Here is an 18,413-nt window from a genome sequence, read left to right on the forward strand (position 1 = left end):
GTGCTCATGTTGTCGTCGACCGTACGTGCCGCCACCGACACGGTCGGGGCGGTCCGTCGCGGCTGTGGAGGACGACGTCCGAGGACCCTCCTGGGGGCAGACTCTACCCGAACACGTGTTCGAGGGCGTCGTCGTCCCCGGGCGTGTCGCGCCACGTCCCGCCGGGCCGCAGCACGACGACGCACACGTCCGGCGCCGCCCGGCGGCAGGCCGCCGCGAAGGCCTCCCCGGCGTGGTCCATCCACCCGCGCGGCAGGTGCTGCCCGCCCGGCACGTGCAGGGTGCCCCAGTGCACCGGGACCGCCACGCGCGGCCGGACCTCCGCGCACACCTCGGCCGCACCGCGGGGGCCGAGGTGGCCGCCCGACAGCCGCGGGCCCCAGCCGGACACGGGCACGAGGGCCACGTCCACCCGGCCGCCTGCCAGCTCGCGCACGCGCCCCACGCCCGGGTGGTGCTCGGTGTCCCCCACGGCCCACACCGTCGCTCCGCGCCCGCGCACCAGGTGCCCGCTCGCGGCGTTCGGCCGGTGCGGCATCGGCCGGTCGCCGTGCACCGCGGCGGTCAGGCGCACCTGCACGCCTGCGACGTCGTGCCAGGCCCCGTGCTCCGGGCCGTGCTGCGGGGCGTGCTGCAGGGCACGGTGCGAGCCGTGGTGAGCGACGTCGTGGCCCGGCGGGTGCCCCGCGGCAGGCGGCAGGTCGAGGCCGACACCGCGCAGGCCCTTGCCGCGCAGCCAGCGGGCGTTCGCGGGTGCCGTGAGCACCGGCACGTCCCCGAGCAGCCGCAGCGAGCCCAGCTCGGCGTGGTCGTGGTGCAGGTGGGACAGCAGGGCGGCGTCGGCGCCCCGCCAGGCGTCCGCGTCCGGACGGTCGCCCCGGCGCCGCAGGAGGCCCGCGTGCCGCCGCAGCAGCGGGTCCGTCACGAGCCGGGCGGTGCCCCCGCCAGCGCGCGGGACGTCGAGGACGACGGTCGAGTGCCCCAGCCACGTCACCCGGAGCCCGGCCCCCGTGACGGGGGCGTGCCCGCCCGGCACGTCACCCGGCGCCCCGCTCACGAGGCCTCCCGCAGGCCGAGCGCGGCGAGCCAGGCGACGAGCCGGCGGTGCACCGCCTCGGCGCCCACCAGCACGCGGGCGCCGTCCACGTCCTCGCGCTCGTCGTCGGGCACGACGAGGTCGGCGGGGTGCAGCAGCAGCGCCTCGCTCTGCGCGCCGCCGAGCCCGCCGTGCGAGCCCACCAGCCCCTCGAACGCGTGCACCCGGCCCATCGGGCCGATCGACGACACGACCACGAGGTCGCCGGCGTCCTCCAGCCCGGCGACGCGCAGCAGGTCGGCGCGCGCCCGCGACCCGTAGCCGACCAGGGGGTCCCGACCGGTCACGCGGCCGGTCGCCAGGTCGTGGGAGCCGAGCCGCCCGCGCGCCACCGGCCCCTGCGCGCCGTGGACCACGACGAAGCCGACGGCGGGCGACTCGACCAGGCCGGGCACGAGCGCGGGCCAGCGGGCCTCGACCTCCGCGGCCGACAGCCGGCGGGGCTCGCGGCGGAACCACACCATCCCGAGGTTGCCCGACCCGATCACCTCGACCTCGGGCAGGCCCGTCCGGCCGGTGTCGCGGTCCGGCCCGACCAGGAGCCGGCCGTCACCGTCGTCGTCCCGGCGCAGCGCGTGCAGCGCGGTGTTCGCCGGGCCCCACGCCTCGCCGTCCGCCCGGCCGGCCTGCGCCGGGGCGGGGATCGCCATGAGCCGGTGCACCTCGTCGGCGAACGACCGCCCCACCACCTGCTCGAAGGTCGCCCCCAGCGACTGCCCGTGGTCCGACACGACCACCGTGCGGTACCGGCGCGGGGCGCCGCGCGCGATCTCCTCCCACAGCCCGACGACGCGGTCGAGCCCCTCCAGCGCACGCAGCGCCTCCGGCCGCAGCGGGCCGGCGTGGTGCGCGATCTCGTCGTAGTCGACGAGGTCCACGCACACCACGGGCGCGCCGCGCACGAGCTGCTCCGCCACGAGCGAGGTGTTGAGGTCGCGCAGCAGCACGTTGGTCACCGCCCGCAGCACCGGGTACCAGCCGCGGCGCGCCACCCGTGGACGCACCCCGCGCACCACCTGCTGCCACCCCTGGTACACCTCCTTGAGCGCCTCCCCGACGGTGCCGGCCACCGCCCGCACCAGCACGAACGGGCTCGAGAAGAAGCGGACGAACAGCTGGCCGGGGCCGAGCCCCTCCGTCGCGCGGCTCATCACGAGCAGGCTGGTCGGGGCGTCGCCGGAGAACATCGTCGACACCGCCACCCCGCCGTCGGCGAGCAGCCCGCGGCCGTCGGAGGCCGACCGCTCCACCTCGGCGGCGTCCGCCGGCCGGTTCGTCACCACCAGTCGGCCGAGCCGCCGCGACCACCACCGGAACGCCGGCACCGCGTCGGTGGTGCCGTGCAGCAGGCCCAGGGTGCTGGCCGGGGTGGTGCACGGCACGCGGGCCCACCACGACTCGAGCCGGTGGCTGCCCGACCCGAGCCAGCGCTCCATCGTGGGCACGAGCCCGGCCTCCAGGGCGTGGTCGAGCGTCGGCCGGGCCACGCCGTCGAGCATGACGACGAGCACGCCCGGGGGCCGGTCGTCCACGCCGTCCCCACCGGCCTCGCCGCCGTCGCGGGCGACCCGGCGCGGGAGCCCGGCGCGACGCCGGGCCCGGCGCAGCAGGTCGCCGACCACGTACGCGTTGTCCCGCGCCCCGACCACCCAGTGCCCGCACGCCATCACGAGCGCGGCGACGAGGAGCACGGCGAGCACGTCCGCCCACGAGCCGCTCGTCACGCCCGGGAGGAAGGTCAGCGCGGCCCAGACGACCGCCACCTGCGCCGCCAGGCCGAGCAGGAGCGCCACGACCGCCCCGCCGCCGCGCGCGAGGCGACGCAGCGGCGCCCGCAGCAGCGCGTCGCCGAGCCCCACGACGAGCGCCGCGAGCAGCACATCCCACGGTGAGGCGACCCGCACGCCGTCGACCACGGCGATCGCGACCCCGAGCCCGGCGGCCGTGGAGACCAGGGACCAGAGGGCGCCGCGGACGTCGGCCACCGTCACGAGCGGGGGACGGTGGCGGCGCATGGCGCCATGATGCACCGCCTGCCCGACGTCGGCCCGAGCGGCGGGCGGTCGGCGCGCGGGCGGTCAGCGCGCGGGCGGCGCCTGGCGGCGGTCGTCGCGGCCCCAGCGCTCCGCGTCGGGGACGTCGAGCGCGTCGCACAGCGCGTGCCAGACGTCGCGGGGCTCCAGCCCGGCCTCGAGCGCCTCGGCCGGGGTCCTGCCGTCGAGGCGCGGCAGGACCTGCTCGCGCACGAGGGCACGCCCGTAGGCGGGCCCGAAGACCTCGTCGACCAGCTCGGCGAACTCGCGATAGCGCACGCCCCCAGCCTCGCACGGCCGGGAGGACGGTCGGGACGCCGGGCGCCGCGGACGCCGGCGCGGCGGGCCGGCCCGCCCTGCGGGCTGTCGGTGCTCCCTGCCAGGATGGCGAGGTGGTCGTCCCCCCGTCCGGCGTTCCCGCCGACCCTGCCGTCGCGCACGACGGCGTCCTCGCGCGGTTCGGACCCGCGACGCGTGCCTGGTTCGCCGGGGCTTTCGCCGCGCCGACCGCGGCTCAGGCCGGGGCGTGGGACGCGATCAGCTCCGACCGGCACGCGCTCGTCGTCGCGCCGACGGGGTCCGGCAAGACCCTCGCGGCGTTCCTCTGGGCCATCGACCGCCTCACGACCACGCCACCGCCGGAGCGGGCCCGCCGCTGCCGGGTCCTGTACGTCTCCCCGCTCAAGGCGCTCGCCGCCGACGTGCAGCGCAACCTGCGCTCCCCGCTGGCCGGCATCCGGCAGGCCGCCGCACGCGAGGGGCTCACGGTCGAGGAGGTGACCGTCGGCGCGCGCACGGGCGACACCCCCGCCTCGGAGCGCCGCGCGTTCGCCACCCGCCCGCCGGACGTGCTCGTCACCACCCCCGAGTCGCTGTTCCTCGTCCTCACGTCGCAGGCGCGCGCGGGCCTCGCGGGCGTCGAGACCGTGGTCCTGGACGAGATCCACGCGGTGGCGGGCACCAAGCGCGGCGCCCACCTGGCGCTGAGCCTCGAGCGGTTGGACGCGCTCCTCGACCGGCCCGCGCAGCGCGTCGGCCTGTCCGCGACGGTCCGCCCCGTGGAGACGGTGGCCGAGTTCCTCGCCGGGCACCGCACCCCGGACGACGGCGGCCGGGAGGTCGTCGTCGTGCAGCCCGAGTCCACCAAGAAGTGGGACATCGACGTCGTCGTGCCGGTGCCCGACCTCGCCGACCTCGACTCGGGCGGTGTGCCCGACCCGACCGCGCCGGCGCCCGCGGCGGCGCCCGCGGCGGCGCCCGCGGCGGCGCCGTCCGCGTCCCGGCTGGGCGACGAGGAGCTGGACCTCACCGGCGACGCCGCGTCGCCGCTGCGCCGCGCGTCCGTGTGGCCGCACGTCGAGGAGCGGGTCGTGGACCTCGTGGCCGAGCACCGCTCGACGCTGGTGTTCACCAACTCGCGCCGCGGCGCCGAGCGGCTGACCGCTCGGGTGAACGAGATCTGGGCGGAGCGCTCCGGGGTCGACCTGCCGGAGCCGGGCACGCAGTGGCCCGCGCAGACGCAGGGGCAGTCGGGGGCGTCGGTCGGGCTGCCGGCCGACGACGGCGCAGGGCCGCACGTGCTCGCGCGCGCCCACCACGGCTCCATGAGCCGGGTCGAGCGCACCCGCACCGAGTCCGACCTCAAGGCGGGCCGCCTGCCGGCCGTGGTCGCGACGTCGTCCCTCGAGCTCGGCATCGACATGGGCGCCGTGGACCTCGTCGTGCAGGTCGGTGCGCCGCCGTCCGTCGCGAGCGGGCTGCAGCGCATCGGGCGCGCCGGCCACCAGGTGGGCGCGGTGTCGCACGGCGTCGTCTTCCCGACGTTCCGCGGCGACCTGGTGCCCGCGACCGTCGTGGCGCAGCGCATGCGTGCGGGCGAGATCGAGCACCTGCACGTCCCCGCCAACCCGTTGGACGTGCTCGCCCAGCAGGTGGTGGCGGCGCTCGCCACGGACGACTGGCAGGCCGACGACCTCCTCGCCGCGTTCCGCCGGGCGCACCCGTTCCGCTCGCTCGGCGACGCGACCTGGCGGGCCGTGCTCGACATGCTCGCCGGCCGCTACCCCAGCGAGGAGTTCGCCGAGCTGCGCGCCCGCATCGTCTGGGACCGCGCCACCGGCCGCCTGTCCGGGCGCCCCGGCGCCCTGCGGCTCGCCGCGACGAGCGGCGGCACCATCCCCGACCGCGGGCTCTACGGCGTCTACCTCGCCACGGAGGCGCCTGCCTCGGGCGTGCCGGCGGACGGCGGCGGCACGGCCGACCGGCCCCGCGGCGGGAAGCGCGTGGGCGAGCTGGACGAGGAGATGGTCTACGAGTCGCGCGTCGGCGACACGTTCACCCTCGGCTCGTCGACCTGGCGCATCGAGGAGATCACGCCCGACCGCGTCCTGGTGACCCCCGCGCCCGGGCTCCCCGGGCGCCTGCCCTTCTGGAAGGGCGACTCCCCCGGCCGTCCCGTCGAGCTGGGGCGTGCGGTGGGCGCGTTCGTCCGCGAGACCGACGCGCTGCTCGCCGACGACGAGGAACGCGGCACCGGGCGCGGCCGGGAGGTGCTGCGCGACGCCGGGCTCGACACCTGGGCGGCGGACAACCTCGCCGCGTACCTGGGCGAGCAGCGTCGCGCGACGGGACGGCTGCCCGACGACCGCACCGTGGTCGTGGAACGGTTCCGCGACGAGCTCGGCGACTGGCGCGTCGTGATCCACTCCCCCTTCGGGGCGCCGGTGCACGCGCCGTGGGCGCTGGTCGTCGCCGCGCGCCTGCGGGCGCGGTACGGCACCGACGTCGCGGCGATGCACGCCGACGACGGGATCGTGCTGCGGCTCCCCGACGCCGGCGACTCCGGCTGGGACCTGGGCGGACCGGGCTGGGGCCCCGGGCCGGACGGTACCGGGCCGGACGGGGCGGGGCGCGGCGACGCCCCGGCGGTCACGGCCGAGGACCTGCTCGTCGACCCGGACGTGGTGCTCGACGCGGTGCGCGAGGAGCTCGGCGGCTCGGTGATGTTCGCGGCGCGCTTCCGCGAGGCCGCCGCGCGGGCGCTGCTCCTGCCGCGGCGTCGTCCCGACCGGCGGCAGCCGCTGTGGCAGCAGCGGCAGCGGGCGTCACAGCTGCTGCAGGTCGCGTCGCAGTTCCCGGACTTCCCGATCATGCTCGAGGCCGCCCGCGAGTGCCTGCGCGACGACTTCGACGTCGCGGCGCTCACGGACCTCATGCGCGACCTGGAGGGCGGCCGGGTGCGGCTGGTCGAGGTGACCACCCCGACACCGTCGCCCTTCGCGCAGGCGCTGCTGTTCGGCTACACCGCGCAGTTCCTGTACGACGGTGACGCGCCGCTCGCGGAGCGGCGGGCGGCCGCGCTGTCCCTGGACCCGGACCTGCTCACGGAGCTGCTCGGCGAGCAGGGCGCCACCCCGCTCGCGGACCTCCTCGACCCGGGCGCCGTGGAGCGCACCGAGGCGGAGCTCCAGGCGCTGGCACCCGAGCGGCAGGCGCGCGACGCGGAGGGGCTGTGGGACGTGCTCCGCCGCACCGGGCCGCACCCCGCGTCCGCGCTGCGGGCTCGGACCCGCGAGGGCTCCCGCGACCTCGTCGACGCGTGGCTGGCCGACCTGGAGGGCGCGCGCCGCGTCCTCCGGGTGCGGGTCGGCGGCCGCCCGGGCGACGACGCCGACGCCGAGCAGTGGGCCGTCGTGGAGGACGCCGGCCGGCTGCGCGACGCGCTCGGCGTCGCCCTGCCCGTGGGCGTGCCCGAGACGTTCACCGAGCCGGTGCCCGACCCCCTCGGCGACCTCGTCCGCCGCCACGCCAGGACGCACGGTCCGTTCCCCGCCGTGGACGTCGCGCGCCGGTTCGGGCTCGGCGTCGCGGTCGTGGCCCAGGTGCTGGCCCGGCTCGAGGCGGCGGGCGCGGTCGCGCGCGGGGCGCTGCGGCCTTCCTCGCTGGGCGGCACGGGCGACGAGTGGTGCGACCCGGAGGTGCTGCGCACGCTGCGGCGCCGGTCGCTCGCCGCGCTGCGCGCCGAGGTGGAGCCGGTGGAGCCGGAGTCGCTCGGTGTCTTCCTCCCGCGCTGGCACGGGATCGGGGTGCGGGTGGGCGGCGCCGGGTCCGGTGGCGGGACGCTGCGCGGCGCGGACGGCGTGCTGCGCGCGGTGGAGCAGCTCTCGGGGGCCGCGGTGCCGGCGTCGGCGCTCGAGACGCTCGTCCTGCCCGCCCGCGTCTCCGACTACTCCCCCGCGGTCCTCGACGAGCTCACCACGGCCGGCGAGGTGCTGTGGTGCGGGCACGGCCGGCTCCCGGGGTCGGGCGGCGGCGACGGCATGGTGAGCCTGCACCTGGCCGACGGCGCCCCGCTCACCCTGCGCGACCCGGACCCGGTGGACGAGGGCGGGCCGCTCGACAGCGACCTGCACCGCGCGGTGCTCGACCTGCTCACCGGCTCGGGCGGGTACTTCCTGCCCCGCCTCGCGGAGCTCGCGGGCGCGAGCCAGGCGACCACGCTCGACGCCTTGTGGGACCTGGTGTGGGCGGGCTGGGTGACGAACGACCGCCTGGGTCCGCTGCGCGAGTCGCTCGGCGGGTCCACCCGGCGCGGGGCCAGGCACGGCGGCGGCGCGCACCGCGCTCCCGCGGCCCCCGGGCGGGCCCGCCCCGTGCGGCCGTCCCGCTTCGGGCTCGCCCGCCCGACGTCGGCGGCCGCCGTGCCGCGGACCGGCGGCGGCCGCTGGTCGGCGCTGCCGGCCGTGGAGCAGGACCCGACCGTGCGCGCGCACGCGCTCACCCAGGTGCTGCTGGAGCGGCACGGCGTCCTGACCCGCGCGGCGGCGCCCGCGGAAGGGGTGACCTCCCGCTTCCGCGACGTGTACCGGGTGCTCCGGGTGCTCGAGGAGCGCGGGGCCGTGCGGCGCGGCTACTTCGTCGAGGGCCTGGGTGGCTCGCAGTTCGCGCTGCCCGGAGCGGTCGACCAGCTACGGACGGACGCCGCCGACCGCGCCCGCGCCCGGGACGCCCTCGTCGAGGGCGACGGTGCCGGCCCCGTGAGCAGCGGCGGTCGGGCCGAGCCGGGCGCCGTCCTCCTCGCCGCGACCGACCCGGCCAACCCGTACGGCGCCGCGGTCGCCTGGCCGCGCGCGGCGACCCCACGCACCGGGTCGTCCGGAGCCCGCGCCTCGGACGGGGGGGACGACGCCGCGGGTGCGCACCGTCCGGGGCGCAAGGCCGGCGCGGTCGTCGTGCTGGTCGACGGCGAGCTGGTGCTGTTCGTCGAGCGCGGCGGGCGCACGGTGCTGTCCTTCGCCCGCGGCGACGCGGGCGACGGCCCCCGCCTCGCCGCCGCGGCCCGGCTGCTCGTGACGGAGACGCGCGCCGACCGGCTCGGGCGCGTCACCGTGCAGCGCGTCGACGGCGTTCCCGCCCTCACCGCCGCCCGCGACCGGATCCCGGCCGCGGCCGCGCTGCTGGACGCCGGCTTCGGCGTGACGCCGCGCGGCCTGCGGCCGGCCTGACCCCGCACCGGGAGGCGACCGTGCCCGAGGGAGACGTGCTCCGGCTCACCGCCGAACGGCTCGGCGTCGCGCTGCGCGGCTCGCCCCTGGTGCGCGCGGAGCTGCGCTGGCCCTCGGCGGCGGGCGTGGACCTCGTCGGCGCCACGGTCCGCGAGTCGGTCGCGTACGGCAAGCACCTGCTCACCCGGTTCGACGACGGCCGCACGCTGCACACCCACCTGCGGATGGACGGCTCCTGGCGCGTGCACCGCACGGGCACCCGCGAGGCGGCCGGTCGCTCCCCCGCAGTCCGCGCCCTGCTGGCCACCGCGTCGTGGACCTGCGTCGGCCTCCAGCTCGGCATGCTCGACGTGCTCCGCACCCGCGACGAGCCGCGCCTGCTGGGCCACCTGGGCCCGGACGTCCTCGGCGACGACTTCCCGGAGCGGCTCGACGAGGGCGGACGTCGCCTCGCCGCCGACCCCGCCCGGCCGCTGTGCGTCGCCCTGCTCGACCAGCGCGGGGTGGCCGGGCTGGGCACGATCTGGACCGCGGAGTCGCTGTTCGTCACCCGGCGGTGGCCCTGGACGCCCGCCGGGGCCCTGGACGACGACGAGCGCCGGGCCCTGCTCGTGGCGGCCCGCCGGCTCATGGCGCGCAGCGTCCAGGGGGGACGACGTACCGGGCTGGGCGCCGGCGAGCTCGCCGTGCACGGTCGGCACCACAAGCCCTGCCGCCGCTGCGGGACGCCCGTCGCGCTGGGCAGCACCAGCGGCCCCGGGCGGCGGCCCGACGCCGGCGAGCGGGCGATCTACTGGTGCCCGACCTGCCAGCATGCGCCGAGATAGAGAACTCGGACCCGCGAGATAGAGAGGCCGGGTCGACACCGCAACCGGTTGCGGTGTCGACCCGGCCTCTCTATCTCGCGGGTCCGAGTTCTCTATCTCGGCATCAGTATCTCGGCGTCAGCCGACCGGTGCGAGGTCCCCTCGCACCGACTCGGCGTCGCGCGACTCGCCGGCACGGCTGAGCAGCCCGGCGTAGACGTCCGCCGGGATCGTGTCGGGGATGTGCAGGCCCTCGGCGACCGCGATCCGGTCGCTGACCTCACGCAGCACGAGGGACATCGGTACGTCGAGCGCCTCGCAGATCGACGCCAGCAGCTCCGACGACGCCTCCTTCTGCCCGCGCTCGACCTCGCTCAGATATCCGAGCGAGACCCTCGCTGCGGACGACACCTCACGCAGGGTGCGCCCCTGGCGCTGCCGCGCGTCGCGCAGCACGTCGCCGATCTCACGTCGCAGTACGACCATCTCGCGCCCCCTCTCCGTGTCCGATCGTCCCGGCACCGGACCGGTCGTGACCGGGTTCCTCGTCCGTCCTGTCGTTCCCCTGGCTCCAGGGGTGGCACTACCGTACCGCGCGCGCGGCATGCCCGGCCTGGTGTGGCGTGCATCGAGACGGCTTCGTGCCCTGTCGGTCATCACACCCTTCGCAACGCGGGCACCCGGGGGCTTGTTCCCGCGGTCACGACCCGCGACACGCTCGTCACGCACCCTTCACAGGCCCGTCGTGCCGCGCGCCGTCGCCCCAGGCGTCGACCGCCAGCGCCAGCACGGCGCGCACCGCCCCGGCACGCACCTCGGCGCGGGTGCCGACGAGGTCGAGGCGGAGCACCCGGTCGCCCTCGGGCGTGCTCACGGCGACGTAGGCCTCGCCCGGCGGGTGACCGTCCTGCGGGTCGGGCCCCGCGACCCCGGTCGTCGCGAGCCCGACGTCGGCGCTCAGGACCCGGCGCACGCCAGACGCCATCTGCCCGGCGACCCCGGGGTCCACGGGGCCCCGGCGCGCCAGGAGGTCCGGGTCGACGCCCAGCACCGAGGCCTTGAGGTCGGTCGCGTAGGCGACGACGCCGCCGCGAAGGACGGCGGACGCGCCGGGCACGTCGACGAGGGTCGCCACCACCAGCCCGCCGGTGAGGGACTCCGCGGCGGCCAGCGTCCAGCCGCGGGCGTGCGCGCCGCCGAGCACGGCGCGCGCGAGCGTCCCCGACGGCGTCGATGGCGCCCCGCCCGGCCCGTCCTGCGTCACGCGGCGGGCCGGGGGCCGGGCTCGCGACGCCCGGCGGCGAGGAGTCGCGCGCCCTGCACGAAGTAGTCGACCCCCGTCACGACGGTGACCGCGATCGCGGCCCACAGCACGATCCACGCCACGACGTGCACGGCACCGGGGAACGCCGCCAGGGGCAGCAGGAAGAGCGTGATCGCGACGGCCTGCAGCACCGTCTTCAGCTTGCCGCCCCGCGACGCCGGCATCACGGCGTATCGCAGGACCACCATCCGCAGCACGGTGACGGCCAGCTCGCGCGCGAGGATGATCGTCGGCACCCACCACGGCAGCTCGCCCAGCGGCCAGCAGAGCAGGATCAGGGCGGCGCCCACGAGCGCCTTGTCCGCGATGGGGTCGAGGATCTTGCCGAGGTCGGTCACGAGGTTGCGCGACCGGGCCAGGTAGCCGTCGACGCGGTCGCTCACGGCGGCGACCACGAACACGCCCGTCGCCACGAGGCGCCAGGTGACCGAGTCCCCGCCCTCCATGAGCAACGCCCAGGCGAACACGGGCACCAGCGCGATGCGCACGAGGGTCACCGCGTTGGCGACGTTCCAGGGCGAGGGCGCTTCGTTGACCACCGGCCCACCCTATCGGGGCGACGGGCGTCGGACGCCCGCGGGCCGGTGGGCCGCGCGGGCAGTACTCTCCTCGCGTGCCGCGCCACGCGTCCGACGACGGACGACCCTCACGACGACGTCTCGTCGCCCTCGCCGCGCTGTGCGGCACCGCCCTCGGCGTCGGCGGGGTGCTCGCCGTCGGACCGCTCGGGGGCGCGGAGCCCTCGCCCCCCGCCGGCGCGGACGCGCCGTCGGCGGGCGCGCCTCCCGCCGAGAGCCCGTCACCGACCCCGAGCCCGACTCCCCGGCCGGTCGAGTTCACGCTGCTCGCCGCGGGCGACCTGCTCACGCACAACCCGGTCGTCAGGTCCGCCGGCGGGCCGCAGGATCCCGACTTCACCCCCCTGCTCGCCGGGCTGGACGCCTGGGTGGAGGGCGCCGACCTGGCCCTGTGCCACCTGGAGGTCCCGGTGGCGCCGAAGGGCACCGACCCCAGCGGTTACCCCCTGTTCGGCGCGCCCCCGGGCCTGGTGCGCGACCTCGACGAGCAGGGCTGGGACGGCTGCTCGACGGCCTCCAACCACTCCGTCGACCGGGGCTACGACGGCGTCACCGCCACGATCCGGCGCCTGGCCGACGCCGGGATGGGGTTCGCGGGGACGGCCCGCAGCGCGGCGCAGCAGGACGAGCCGCAGCGGTACGTGCTGACCCGCGAGGACCGGGAGATCACGGTCGCGCACCTGGCCGCCGCCTACGGGCTCAACGGGCTGCCGATGCCCGCGGACGCGCCCTGGGCGGTCGACCTCATCGACGCCGACCGCCTCGTGCGGCAGGCGCGCCAGGCCCGCGAGGACGGCGCCGACGTCGTCGTCGTCAGCCTGCACGCCGGGGTCGAGTACACGGAGGTGCTGACCGACCAGCAGGAGGATGTCGTGCGACGGCTCGCGCGGTCCGGTGAGGTCGACCTCGTCATCGGGCACCACGCGCACGTCCCCCAGCGGATCGACCGCGTGGGCAAGGGCCCCGACGGCGAGGGGATGTGGGTCGCCTACGGCCTCGGCAACCTGCTGTCGAACCAGAGCGCCGCGTGCTGCGACGCGCGCACCAGCAACGGCGTGCTGCTCATGGCGTCCCTGACCCAGGACACCCCGGACGACCCCACCCGCGTGACGGGGGTGACCTGGACCGGCACCACCGTGGACATCGGCGGCGGGCACGACGTGGTCGCGCTCCCTGACGCCCTCGGCGACCCCGGCACCACCACCCTGTCCCCCGCGGAGCTCGAGGCCCGCGAGGAACGGGTCCGGGACGCGGTCGGCGACGTCGCCCCGGAACGACAGGAGCCGTCCGTCGCCACGGGCCCTCCGCCGGAGGTGCTCCCCCGCGACGACTGACCGGCGACCGGCCCGGAAGCTCCCGGGCCCTTCGGGAGGCTCAGCGCCAGCCGTTCTCCGGGTCGGTGTCGGCGTCGTCGTGGTAGTCCGTCGCCACGGGCGGGGCGTGCCCGTCGGTGCCGTCCGCGTACGGGTCCGACGTGCCGCCGCCCGCGGACCCGCCGTCGGCGTCCTGGTCGTACGCCTGCGGCGTCTCCCCGCGGATGAGGGCGAGCGCGGACGGCAGGTCGTCGGGGGTCACCAGCACCTCGCGCGCCTTCGATCCCTCGGACGGGCCGACGATCTCGCGCGACTCGAGCAGGTCCATGAGACGGCCCGCCTTGGCGAAGCCCACCCGCAGCTTGCGCTGCAGCATCGACGTGGAGCCGAACTGCGTGGTCACCACGAGCTCGGTGGCCTGGAGCAGCAGGTCGAGGTCGTCGCCGATGTCCTCGTCCACCTGCTTCTTGGCCGCCGCCGGCGCGGTGACGTCCTCGCGGTAGACGGGCTTGAGCTGCGCCTTCACGTGCTCGACGACGGAGTGCACCTCGGACTCGGTGACCCAGGCGCCCTGCACGCGCATGGGCTTGGCCGCCCCCATGGGCAGGAAGAGGGCGTCACCCTGGCCGATGAGCTTCTCGGCGCCCGGCTGGTCGAGCACGACGCGCGAGTCGGCCAGCGACGAGGTCGCGAACGCGAGCCGGGACGGCACGTTCGCCTTGATCAGGCCGGTCACGACGTCCACCGACGGGCGCTGCGTGGCGAGCACCAGGTGGATGCCGGCGGCGCGGGCGAGCTGCGTGATCCGCTGGATCGAGGCCTCGACGTCGCGCGGCGCGACCATCATGAGGTCCGCGAGCTCGTCCACCACGACCAGGAGGTACGGGTACGGCGCGATCTTGCGCTCCGAGCCAGGCAGCGGCTTCACCTTGCCCGCCCGGACGGCGGAGTTGAAGTCGTCCACGTGCTTGTAGCCGAACGTGGCGAGGTCGTCGTAGCGGGCGTCCATCTCCCGCACCACCCAGTCGAGGGCCTCGGCGGCCTTCTTGGGGCTGGTGATGATCGGCGTGATCAGGTGCGGGATGCCCTCGTAGATCGTCAGCTCGACGCGCTTCGGGTCGACGAGGACCAGGCGCACCTGCTCCGGCGTCGCCCGCATGAGGATCGAGGTGATGAGCGAGTTGATGAAGCTGGACTTGCCGGCGCCCGTCGCGCCGGCGACGAGGATGTGGGGCATCTTCGCGAGGTTCGCGACGACGTAGCCGCCCTCGACGTCCTTGCCCACGCCCATGACCATCGGGTGCTCGGTGCGGCGTGCCGCCGACGAGCGCAGCACGTCGCCGAGCACGACCGTCTCGCGGTCGGAGTTCGGGATCTCGATGCCGATCGCGGACTTGCCCGGGATGGGCGACAGGATCCGCACGTCCGCGCTGGCCACCGCGTACGCGATGTTGTTCGACAGCGACGTGATGCGCTCGACCTTGGTCTTCGCGCCGACCTCGACCTCGTACCGGGTGACCGTCGGCCCACGGGTGAAGCCCGTCACCTGCGCGTCGACGCCGAAGTCCTCGAAGACCTTCGTCAGCGACTCCACCACGCGGTCGTTCGCCGCGGACCGGGTCTTGTGCGGCGCGCCCTTGCCGAGCGACTCCTCGCTGGGCAGCAGGTAGACCGTGTCGCCGTCGAGCATGGGCTGCTCGGCGCGGCCCATCGGCGGCAGCTCGCTCGCGGGGGCCGGGGCGGGCTCGTCGGGCACGACGGCGGCGACGGCCTCGGTCGGCGCGGTCGCGGCGGCGCCGACCCTCGGGGCGGCCTTGCCGCGCGGGCCCTTCGCCGCAGCCTTGGCGGCCGCGTCCTTCTCGAGCGTGGCGGCCTTCTCGAACGCCTCGTCCCCGGCGTACTCGTCGAGCCCGTCGGCCTCGGCCGCCTCGGCGGCCCGCTGCGCCTTCGTCTTGCGGGTGCGCTTCTTGCGCGGCGCCGGGTCGGTGCCGTCGTGCCGCGAGACGCCCTCGGCGAGCGCGAGCCCGTCGTCGTCCATGGCCTCGTCGGCCCGGTGGTTGCCGGTGAGGCGGTCGTACAGGCCGCGCAGCCGCTCGGGGATGCGGTGCACCGGCGTGGCCGTGACCACCAGGAGGCCGAAGAAGCCCAGGAGCAGGAAGAGCGGGACCGCGACCCACTCGGTCAGCCCGGTCACGACCGGCGTCGCGGCGAGGTAGCCGATGATGCCGCCGGCGTCCTGGAGCGCCTCGAAGCCGTCGCTCGGCGCGGGCGTGCCCTCCGCGATCGCGACGAGCGCGCACACCGACACGACGACGAAGATCAGGCCGATGGCGACGCGGGAGTTCGCCTGCCCCCGCTCGGGGTGCCGCATGACGCGGAAGCCCAGCCACAGGAGCAGCACGGGGACGGCCACGCCGGCCAGCCCCACGGTGCCGGCGACGACGGCGTGCACGACGGTGCCGAAGGTGCCGGAGATCCCCCACCACTCCCGCGCGGCCACGACCAGCGCGAGGGCGATGAGGAAGAAGGCGACGCCGTCTCGGCGGTGCTCGGGTTCCAGGTCTCTTGCTCCCTTGGTGATGCTGCGGGTCAGTCCGCCGAGCCCGTGCGCGACGCCCAGGTAGAGGCCGCGCACCGCCCGGACGGGCCAGGACGGCCCCGACCGTACCGGTCGTCGCGCCGGCGGCCTGCGCGTGCCGGTGCCCCGACCCGAGCTCCTGCCCGACCCCTTGCCCGACGAGCGGGTGGACGACGAGCGGCCGGAGGAGGACCGGGCGGGCGCACGCCGGGTCGGGGCGGCCACGGATGCGGTCCGCCCCGTTCGTGCCGTCCCCCGCGGAGTCCCGGTAATTCTGCGGGCGGGTGTCCGGGTCGCCATGATGCCCCCCACGGTACCCGCGCCACGGGTCGCGACGCCGCAGGTCCCGGGCGCGTGTTGCCAGCCCCCGGACGGGGCCTCAGCCGGCTGTGAGAAGGCCCACGGCCAGCGTCACGACGCCGGCGGCGAGGACGACGGCCCCGGCGGGCAGCAGGAGGACGGCCCGGTTCGGCGACGTGCGCCCGGCCCCCACGGCCGACAGGAAGAACCCGGTGGGCAGGAGGATCGCGGCGACCAGCACGCCGGTCGCGGCGAGCCAGCGCCAGCCTCCGACGAGGTCCGTCGCCTCGGCGAGCACCACGCACAGCAGGCCCAGGATGACGAGGACCCCGGCGTGCGCGTGCCCCGCCCGGAAGAACGCGGTCTGGAACGGCGTGACGGGCGCCTTCCCGGTGACCACCTTCACGAGGAACCAGCCGCCGGACTCGATGCCGACGACGGTCAGGAGGACGACGCCCGCGGTGATGCGGGCGGCGTCGGTGAGCTCGAGCACGGGAACCTCCGGGAGGACGAACGGGCCTTGTTTACGAACAGTGTTATAGAACACCGTTCGCAAACCAGGGTCAAGAGGTCTACGCTCACCGCATGGCCCGCCCCCGCCTGCACGACGACGCCCTGCGCACCCGCCTCCTGGAGGTCACCTCCGAGGCCCTCTCCACCGGGGGCGAGCACGCCGTGACGGTCCGGTCGGTCGCCGCCTCCGCCGGCACGAGCGCGTCCGCGGTGTACGCGCTGTTCGGCTCCCGCGAGGAGCTGCTCGCCGCCGTCAGCGCCGAGGGCTTCCGCCGGTTCGCCACGCACCTGGCCGCCGTCCCGCGCACCGACGACCCCGCAGCCGACCTGCGCGCCCTCGGCGTGGCGTACCGTCGCAGCGCGCTGGCCGACCCGCACTTCTACCGGACGATGTTCGACCGGGCCGTGCGCCCCGGCGCCGACGCCCCGCCCGCCGTCGAGCAGCCCACCTTCCGCGTGCTGCGCGGCGCCGCCGCGCGCGTGCTCGGCGTCGGGCCCGCCGACGCCGAGGCGGTCGCCGTCGGGCTGTGGGGGCTCGTGCACGGCCTGGTGTCGCTCGAGCTCGCCGGGCTGCTGCCCGGCGACGAGCCCGCCCGCGCCGCGCGCTACGACGCCGCGGCGGGCGCCGTCGGCCCCGCCCTGCTGTCGCGCTGAGGGCCCCCGTCAGGACGCGCTGCTCAGCCCCGGTGCTGCTCGACCCCCGCGCCACTCCTCGACGTCGGCCACGTGGCGCGCCACCGCCTCGGGAGCCAGGAAGGACCCGCGGAACGACGCCGCGGCGAGGTCGGCGCGCTGGTCCCGCGAGAGGTGGAACTGCGCGGTCACGGCGTCGTCGACCTCGTCGACGTAGCCGCCGAAGTACGACGGGTCGTCGGAGTTCAGCGACACGTTCAGGCCCGCCTCGAGCATCGCCGGCAGCGGGTGCTGCGCGAGGGACGGCACGGCGCGCAGACGCACGTTGGAGACGGGGCACACGGTGAGCGGGACCTGGTCGCGCACCAGCCGCGCCACCACGTCCGGGTCCTCGAGCGCGCGGATGCCGTGGTCCACCCGCTCCGCGCCGAGCAGGTCCAGCACCTCGGTGACGTGCCAGGCGGGGCCCTCCTCGGCGGCGTGCGCCGTGCGCCGCAGCCCGTGCGCGGCGGCCTTGGCGAACGCCGGCGCGAACGGGGCTGCCGAGAAACCGACCTCCGTGGACGCGAGCCCCACGCCGGCGACCGGGGCGTCGAGCGCCAGCAGGTCGTCGAGCAGCTCCTCCGCCTCCGCCCCGGGGCGGTGGCGCAGGAACGCCGCGATCAGCAGGCCGGAGACGCCGAGCTCCGCCTCGCCGTCCGCGAGGCCCTGCGTCACGCCCGCCACGACCTCCGCCAGGGGCACGCCCCGCGCGACGTGCGTCTGCAGGTCGACCATGAGCTCGGCGTGCCGCACCCCGCCCGCCGCGGCCCGCCGCAGGTAGGCGACCGTGAGGTCCGCGAAGTCGTCCGCCGTGCGGAGCACCTGGGACGTCGCGTGGTAGAGGTCGAGGAAGGACTGCAGGTCCGTGAACGCGTACGCCGTGCGCAGCGCGGCCGGGTCCGCGAACGGCAGGGCGATCCCGTTCCGGTCGGCGAGGGCGAACGCCAGCTCGGGCTCGAGGGTGCCCTCCAGGTGCAGGTGGAGCTCGGCGCGCGGGGGTCGCTGCGGGGTCGCCGCGAGCGGGTGGGACGACGCCGGGGTCGAGGGGGTCGGGGTCATGCCAGGCAGCGTACGGTGCCGCGTGCGCTGCTCAGGCGACCGGGGCGAGCCCGGCCCGCAGCCCCCCTGTGATCTCGCGCACCAGGCCGATCCAGAGGACGGCGCCCGCCACCACGGCCACGGTGGCGAGGCCCTCGAACACGGGGACCGTCTCCGGGTCTCGCGAGGCGAGGCCCAGGGACGAGAACGCCGCCTTTTTCGACGCCCACAGACCCACGAGCGAGCACGCCCACCACCAGCCGAGCCGGCTCGGCGTCCGGCCGCCCACCGCGGCGGCGCGCACGTCGCGCACCACCTGGAACGGGAACCAGAGGGAGACGACGGGGACCGCCCAGCCCAGCCAGACCCACACCGGCCCGGGCACCTGCCGGACCGCAGGGGACAGCACCACCGCGCCCCGCCGGCACTGCTGGACCCCGAGGCACGCGACGACGAACGCCGCGACCTGGAGCGGCAGGAGGAGGTTGCCGAGCTCGTCGTACGGCGTCGAGACCGACAGGCCGACCCGCCCGCCGCGAGCGCCGCCTCGGAGGGACCGACCACCTGGAACGAGGCGGCCGGGCGCACCACCTGAACGACGGACCAGGCCACCGCCAGGGCGACGGTCGCCGCCGCGAGCCCCGTCGGGGCGGCC

At 76.9% G+C, this 18,413-nt stretch carries 14 protein-coding genes; 4 read left to right on the plus strand and 10 right to left on the minus strand.

Annotated elements, in window-relative coordinates:
• Positions 1–103: 103 nt before the first annotated feature.
• The 3 genes from ACQP6G_RS00535 to ACQP6G_RS00545 all read right to left on the minus strand — a co-directional run bounded on the left by ACQP6G_RS00535 (position 104) and on the right by ACQP6G_RS00545 (position 3,408).
• Positions 104–1,057: an MBL fold metallo-hydrolase gene (locus ACQP6G_RS00535; protein ID WP_429762225.1), complete on the minus strand. Its 954-nt coding sequence runs from the start codon at positions 1,055–1,057 to the stop codon at positions 104–106.
• A complete protein-coding gene (locus tag ACQP6G_RS00540; RefSeq protein WP_429762226.1) occupies positions 1,054–3,111 on the minus strand; it encodes an alkaline phosphatase family protein in 2,058 nt (685 codons plus the stop codon). Before ACQP6G_RS00540 ends, ACQP6G_RS00535 begins: the two co-directional genes overlap by 4 nt.
• Positions 3,112–3,174: 63 nt before the next feature.
• Complete coding sequence (locus ACQP6G_RS00545) at positions 3,175–3,408, minus strand: DUF3046 domain-containing protein (RefSeq protein ID WP_429728478.1); 234 nt, start codon at positions 3,406–3,408, stop codon at positions 3,175–3,177.
• A gap of 113 nt (positions 3,409–3,521) precedes the next feature.
• Between ACQP6G_RS00545 and ACQP6G_RS00550 the strand changes: the two genes are divergently transcribed.
• Positions 3,522–8,633, plus strand: a complete 5,112-nt coding sequence (locus tag ACQP6G_RS00550; protein ID WP_429762227.1) for an Lhr family helicase — start codon at positions 3,522–3,524, stop codon at positions 8,631–8,633.
• A 20-nt stretch (positions 8,634–8,653) separates the two neighbouring features.
• Positions 8,654–9,460: a DNA-formamidopyrimidine glycosylase family protein gene (locus tag ACQP6G_RS00555; RefSeq protein WP_429762228.1), complete on the plus strand. Its 807-nt coding sequence runs from the start codon at positions 8,654–8,656 to the stop codon at positions 9,458–9,460.
• 117 nt (positions 9,461–9,577) lie between these two features.
• Here the strand turns inward: ACQP6G_RS00555 and ACQP6G_RS00560 are convergent, their stop codons facing one another.
• The 3 genes from ACQP6G_RS00560 to pgsA form a co-directional block, all read right to left on the minus strand.
• A complete protein-coding gene (locus ACQP6G_RS00560; RefSeq protein WP_429762229.1) occupies positions 9,578–9,925 on the minus strand; it encodes a helix-turn-helix domain-containing protein in 348 nt (115 codons plus the stop codon).
• Positions 9,926–10,160: 235 nt separating this feature from the next.
• Positions 10,161–10,703, minus strand: coding sequence for a CinA family protein (locus ACQP6G_RS00565; protein ID WP_429762230.1), 543 nt, complete (start codon positions 10,701–10,703; stop codon positions 10,161–10,163).
• Entirely contained in the window at positions 10,700–11,302 is a 603-nt protein-coding gene (gene pgsA / locus ACQP6G_RS00570) for a CDP-diacylglycerol--glycerol-3-phosphate 3-phosphatidyltransferase (RefSeq protein WP_429762231.1), read from the minus strand. The genes ACQP6G_RS00565 and pgsA overlap by 4 nt, the downstream gene beginning before the upstream one ends.
• Positions 11,303–11,376: 74 nt before the next feature.
• Here pgsA and ACQP6G_RS00575 point away from each other — a divergent pair, with 74 nt between their 5' ends.
• Positions 11,377–12,675 (plus strand): CapA family protein, encoded by a 1,299-nt coding sequence (locus ACQP6G_RS00575; protein ID WP_429762232.1) that lies wholly within the window; start codon positions 11,377–11,379, stop codon positions 12,673–12,675.
• Between the two features lie 40 nt (positions 12,676–12,715).
• On the opposite strand, the gene ACQP6G_RS00580 is transcribed toward ACQP6G_RS00575, so the two are convergent.
• Entirely contained in the window at positions 12,716–15,289 is a 2,574-nt protein-coding gene (locus tag ACQP6G_RS00580; protein WP_429762233.1) for an FtsK/SpoIIIE family DNA translocase, read from the minus strand.
• A gap of 322 nt (positions 15,290–15,611) precedes the next feature.
• Positions 15,612–16,025: a hypothetical protein gene (locus tag ACQP6G_RS00585; RefSeq protein WP_429762234.1), complete on the minus strand. Its 414-nt coding sequence runs from the start codon at positions 16,023–16,025 to the stop codon at positions 15,612–15,614.
• Positions 16,026–16,117: 92 nt separating this feature from the next.
• On the opposite strand from ACQP6G_RS00585, the gene ACQP6G_RS00590 reads away from it, so the two are divergent.
• Positions 16,118–16,699, plus strand: a complete 582-nt coding sequence (locus ACQP6G_RS00590; protein ID WP_429762235.1) for a TetR/AcrR family transcriptional regulator — start codon at positions 16,118–16,120, stop codon at positions 16,697–16,699.
• A gap of 9 nt (positions 16,700–16,708) precedes the next feature.
• Here ACQP6G_RS00590 and add read toward each other — a convergent pair whose 3' ends face one another.
• Both add and ACQP6G_RS00600 read right to left on the minus strand, forming a co-directional pair.
• On the minus strand, positions 16,709–17,779 hold the full coding sequence (gene add, locus ACQP6G_RS00595; RefSeq protein WP_429762236.1) for an adenosine deaminase: 1,071 nt from the start codon (positions 17,777–17,779) through the stop codon (positions 16,709–16,711).
• 31 nt (positions 17,780–17,810) lie between these two features.
• Complete coding sequence (locus ACQP6G_RS00600; protein ID WP_429762237.1) at positions 17,811–18,170, minus strand: DUF4328 domain-containing protein; 360 nt, start codon at positions 18,168–18,170, stop codon at positions 17,811–17,813.
• Positions 18,171–18,413 lie beyond the last annotated feature (243 nt).

Source organism: Isoptericola nanjingensis (assembly GCF_050311635.1).
Lineage (GTDB): Bacteria > Actinomycetota > Actinomycetes > Actinomycetales > Cellulomonadaceae > Isoptericola > Isoptericola nanjingensis.

What these genes read in the sequence shown, in the direction of transcription:
- ACQP6G_RS00540 (WP_429762226.1), bottom strand. Translation starts at nt 3,111, where the DNA reads ATGCGCCGCCACCGTCCCCCGCTCGTGACGGTGGCCGACGTCCGCGGC.
- ACQP6G_RS00560 (WP_429762229.1), bottom strand. Translation starts at nt 9,925, where the DNA reads ATGGTCGTACTGCGACGTGAGATCGGCGACGTGCTGCGCGACGCGCGG.
- ACQP6G_RS00590 (WP_429762235.1), top strand. Translation starts at nt 16,118, where the DNA reads ATGGCCCGCCCCCGCCTGCACGACGACGCCCTGCGCACCCGCCTCCTG.
- add (WP_429762236.1), bottom strand. Translation starts at nt 17,779, where the DNA reads ATGACCCCGACCCCCTCGACCCCGGCGTCGTCCCACCCGCTCGCGGCG.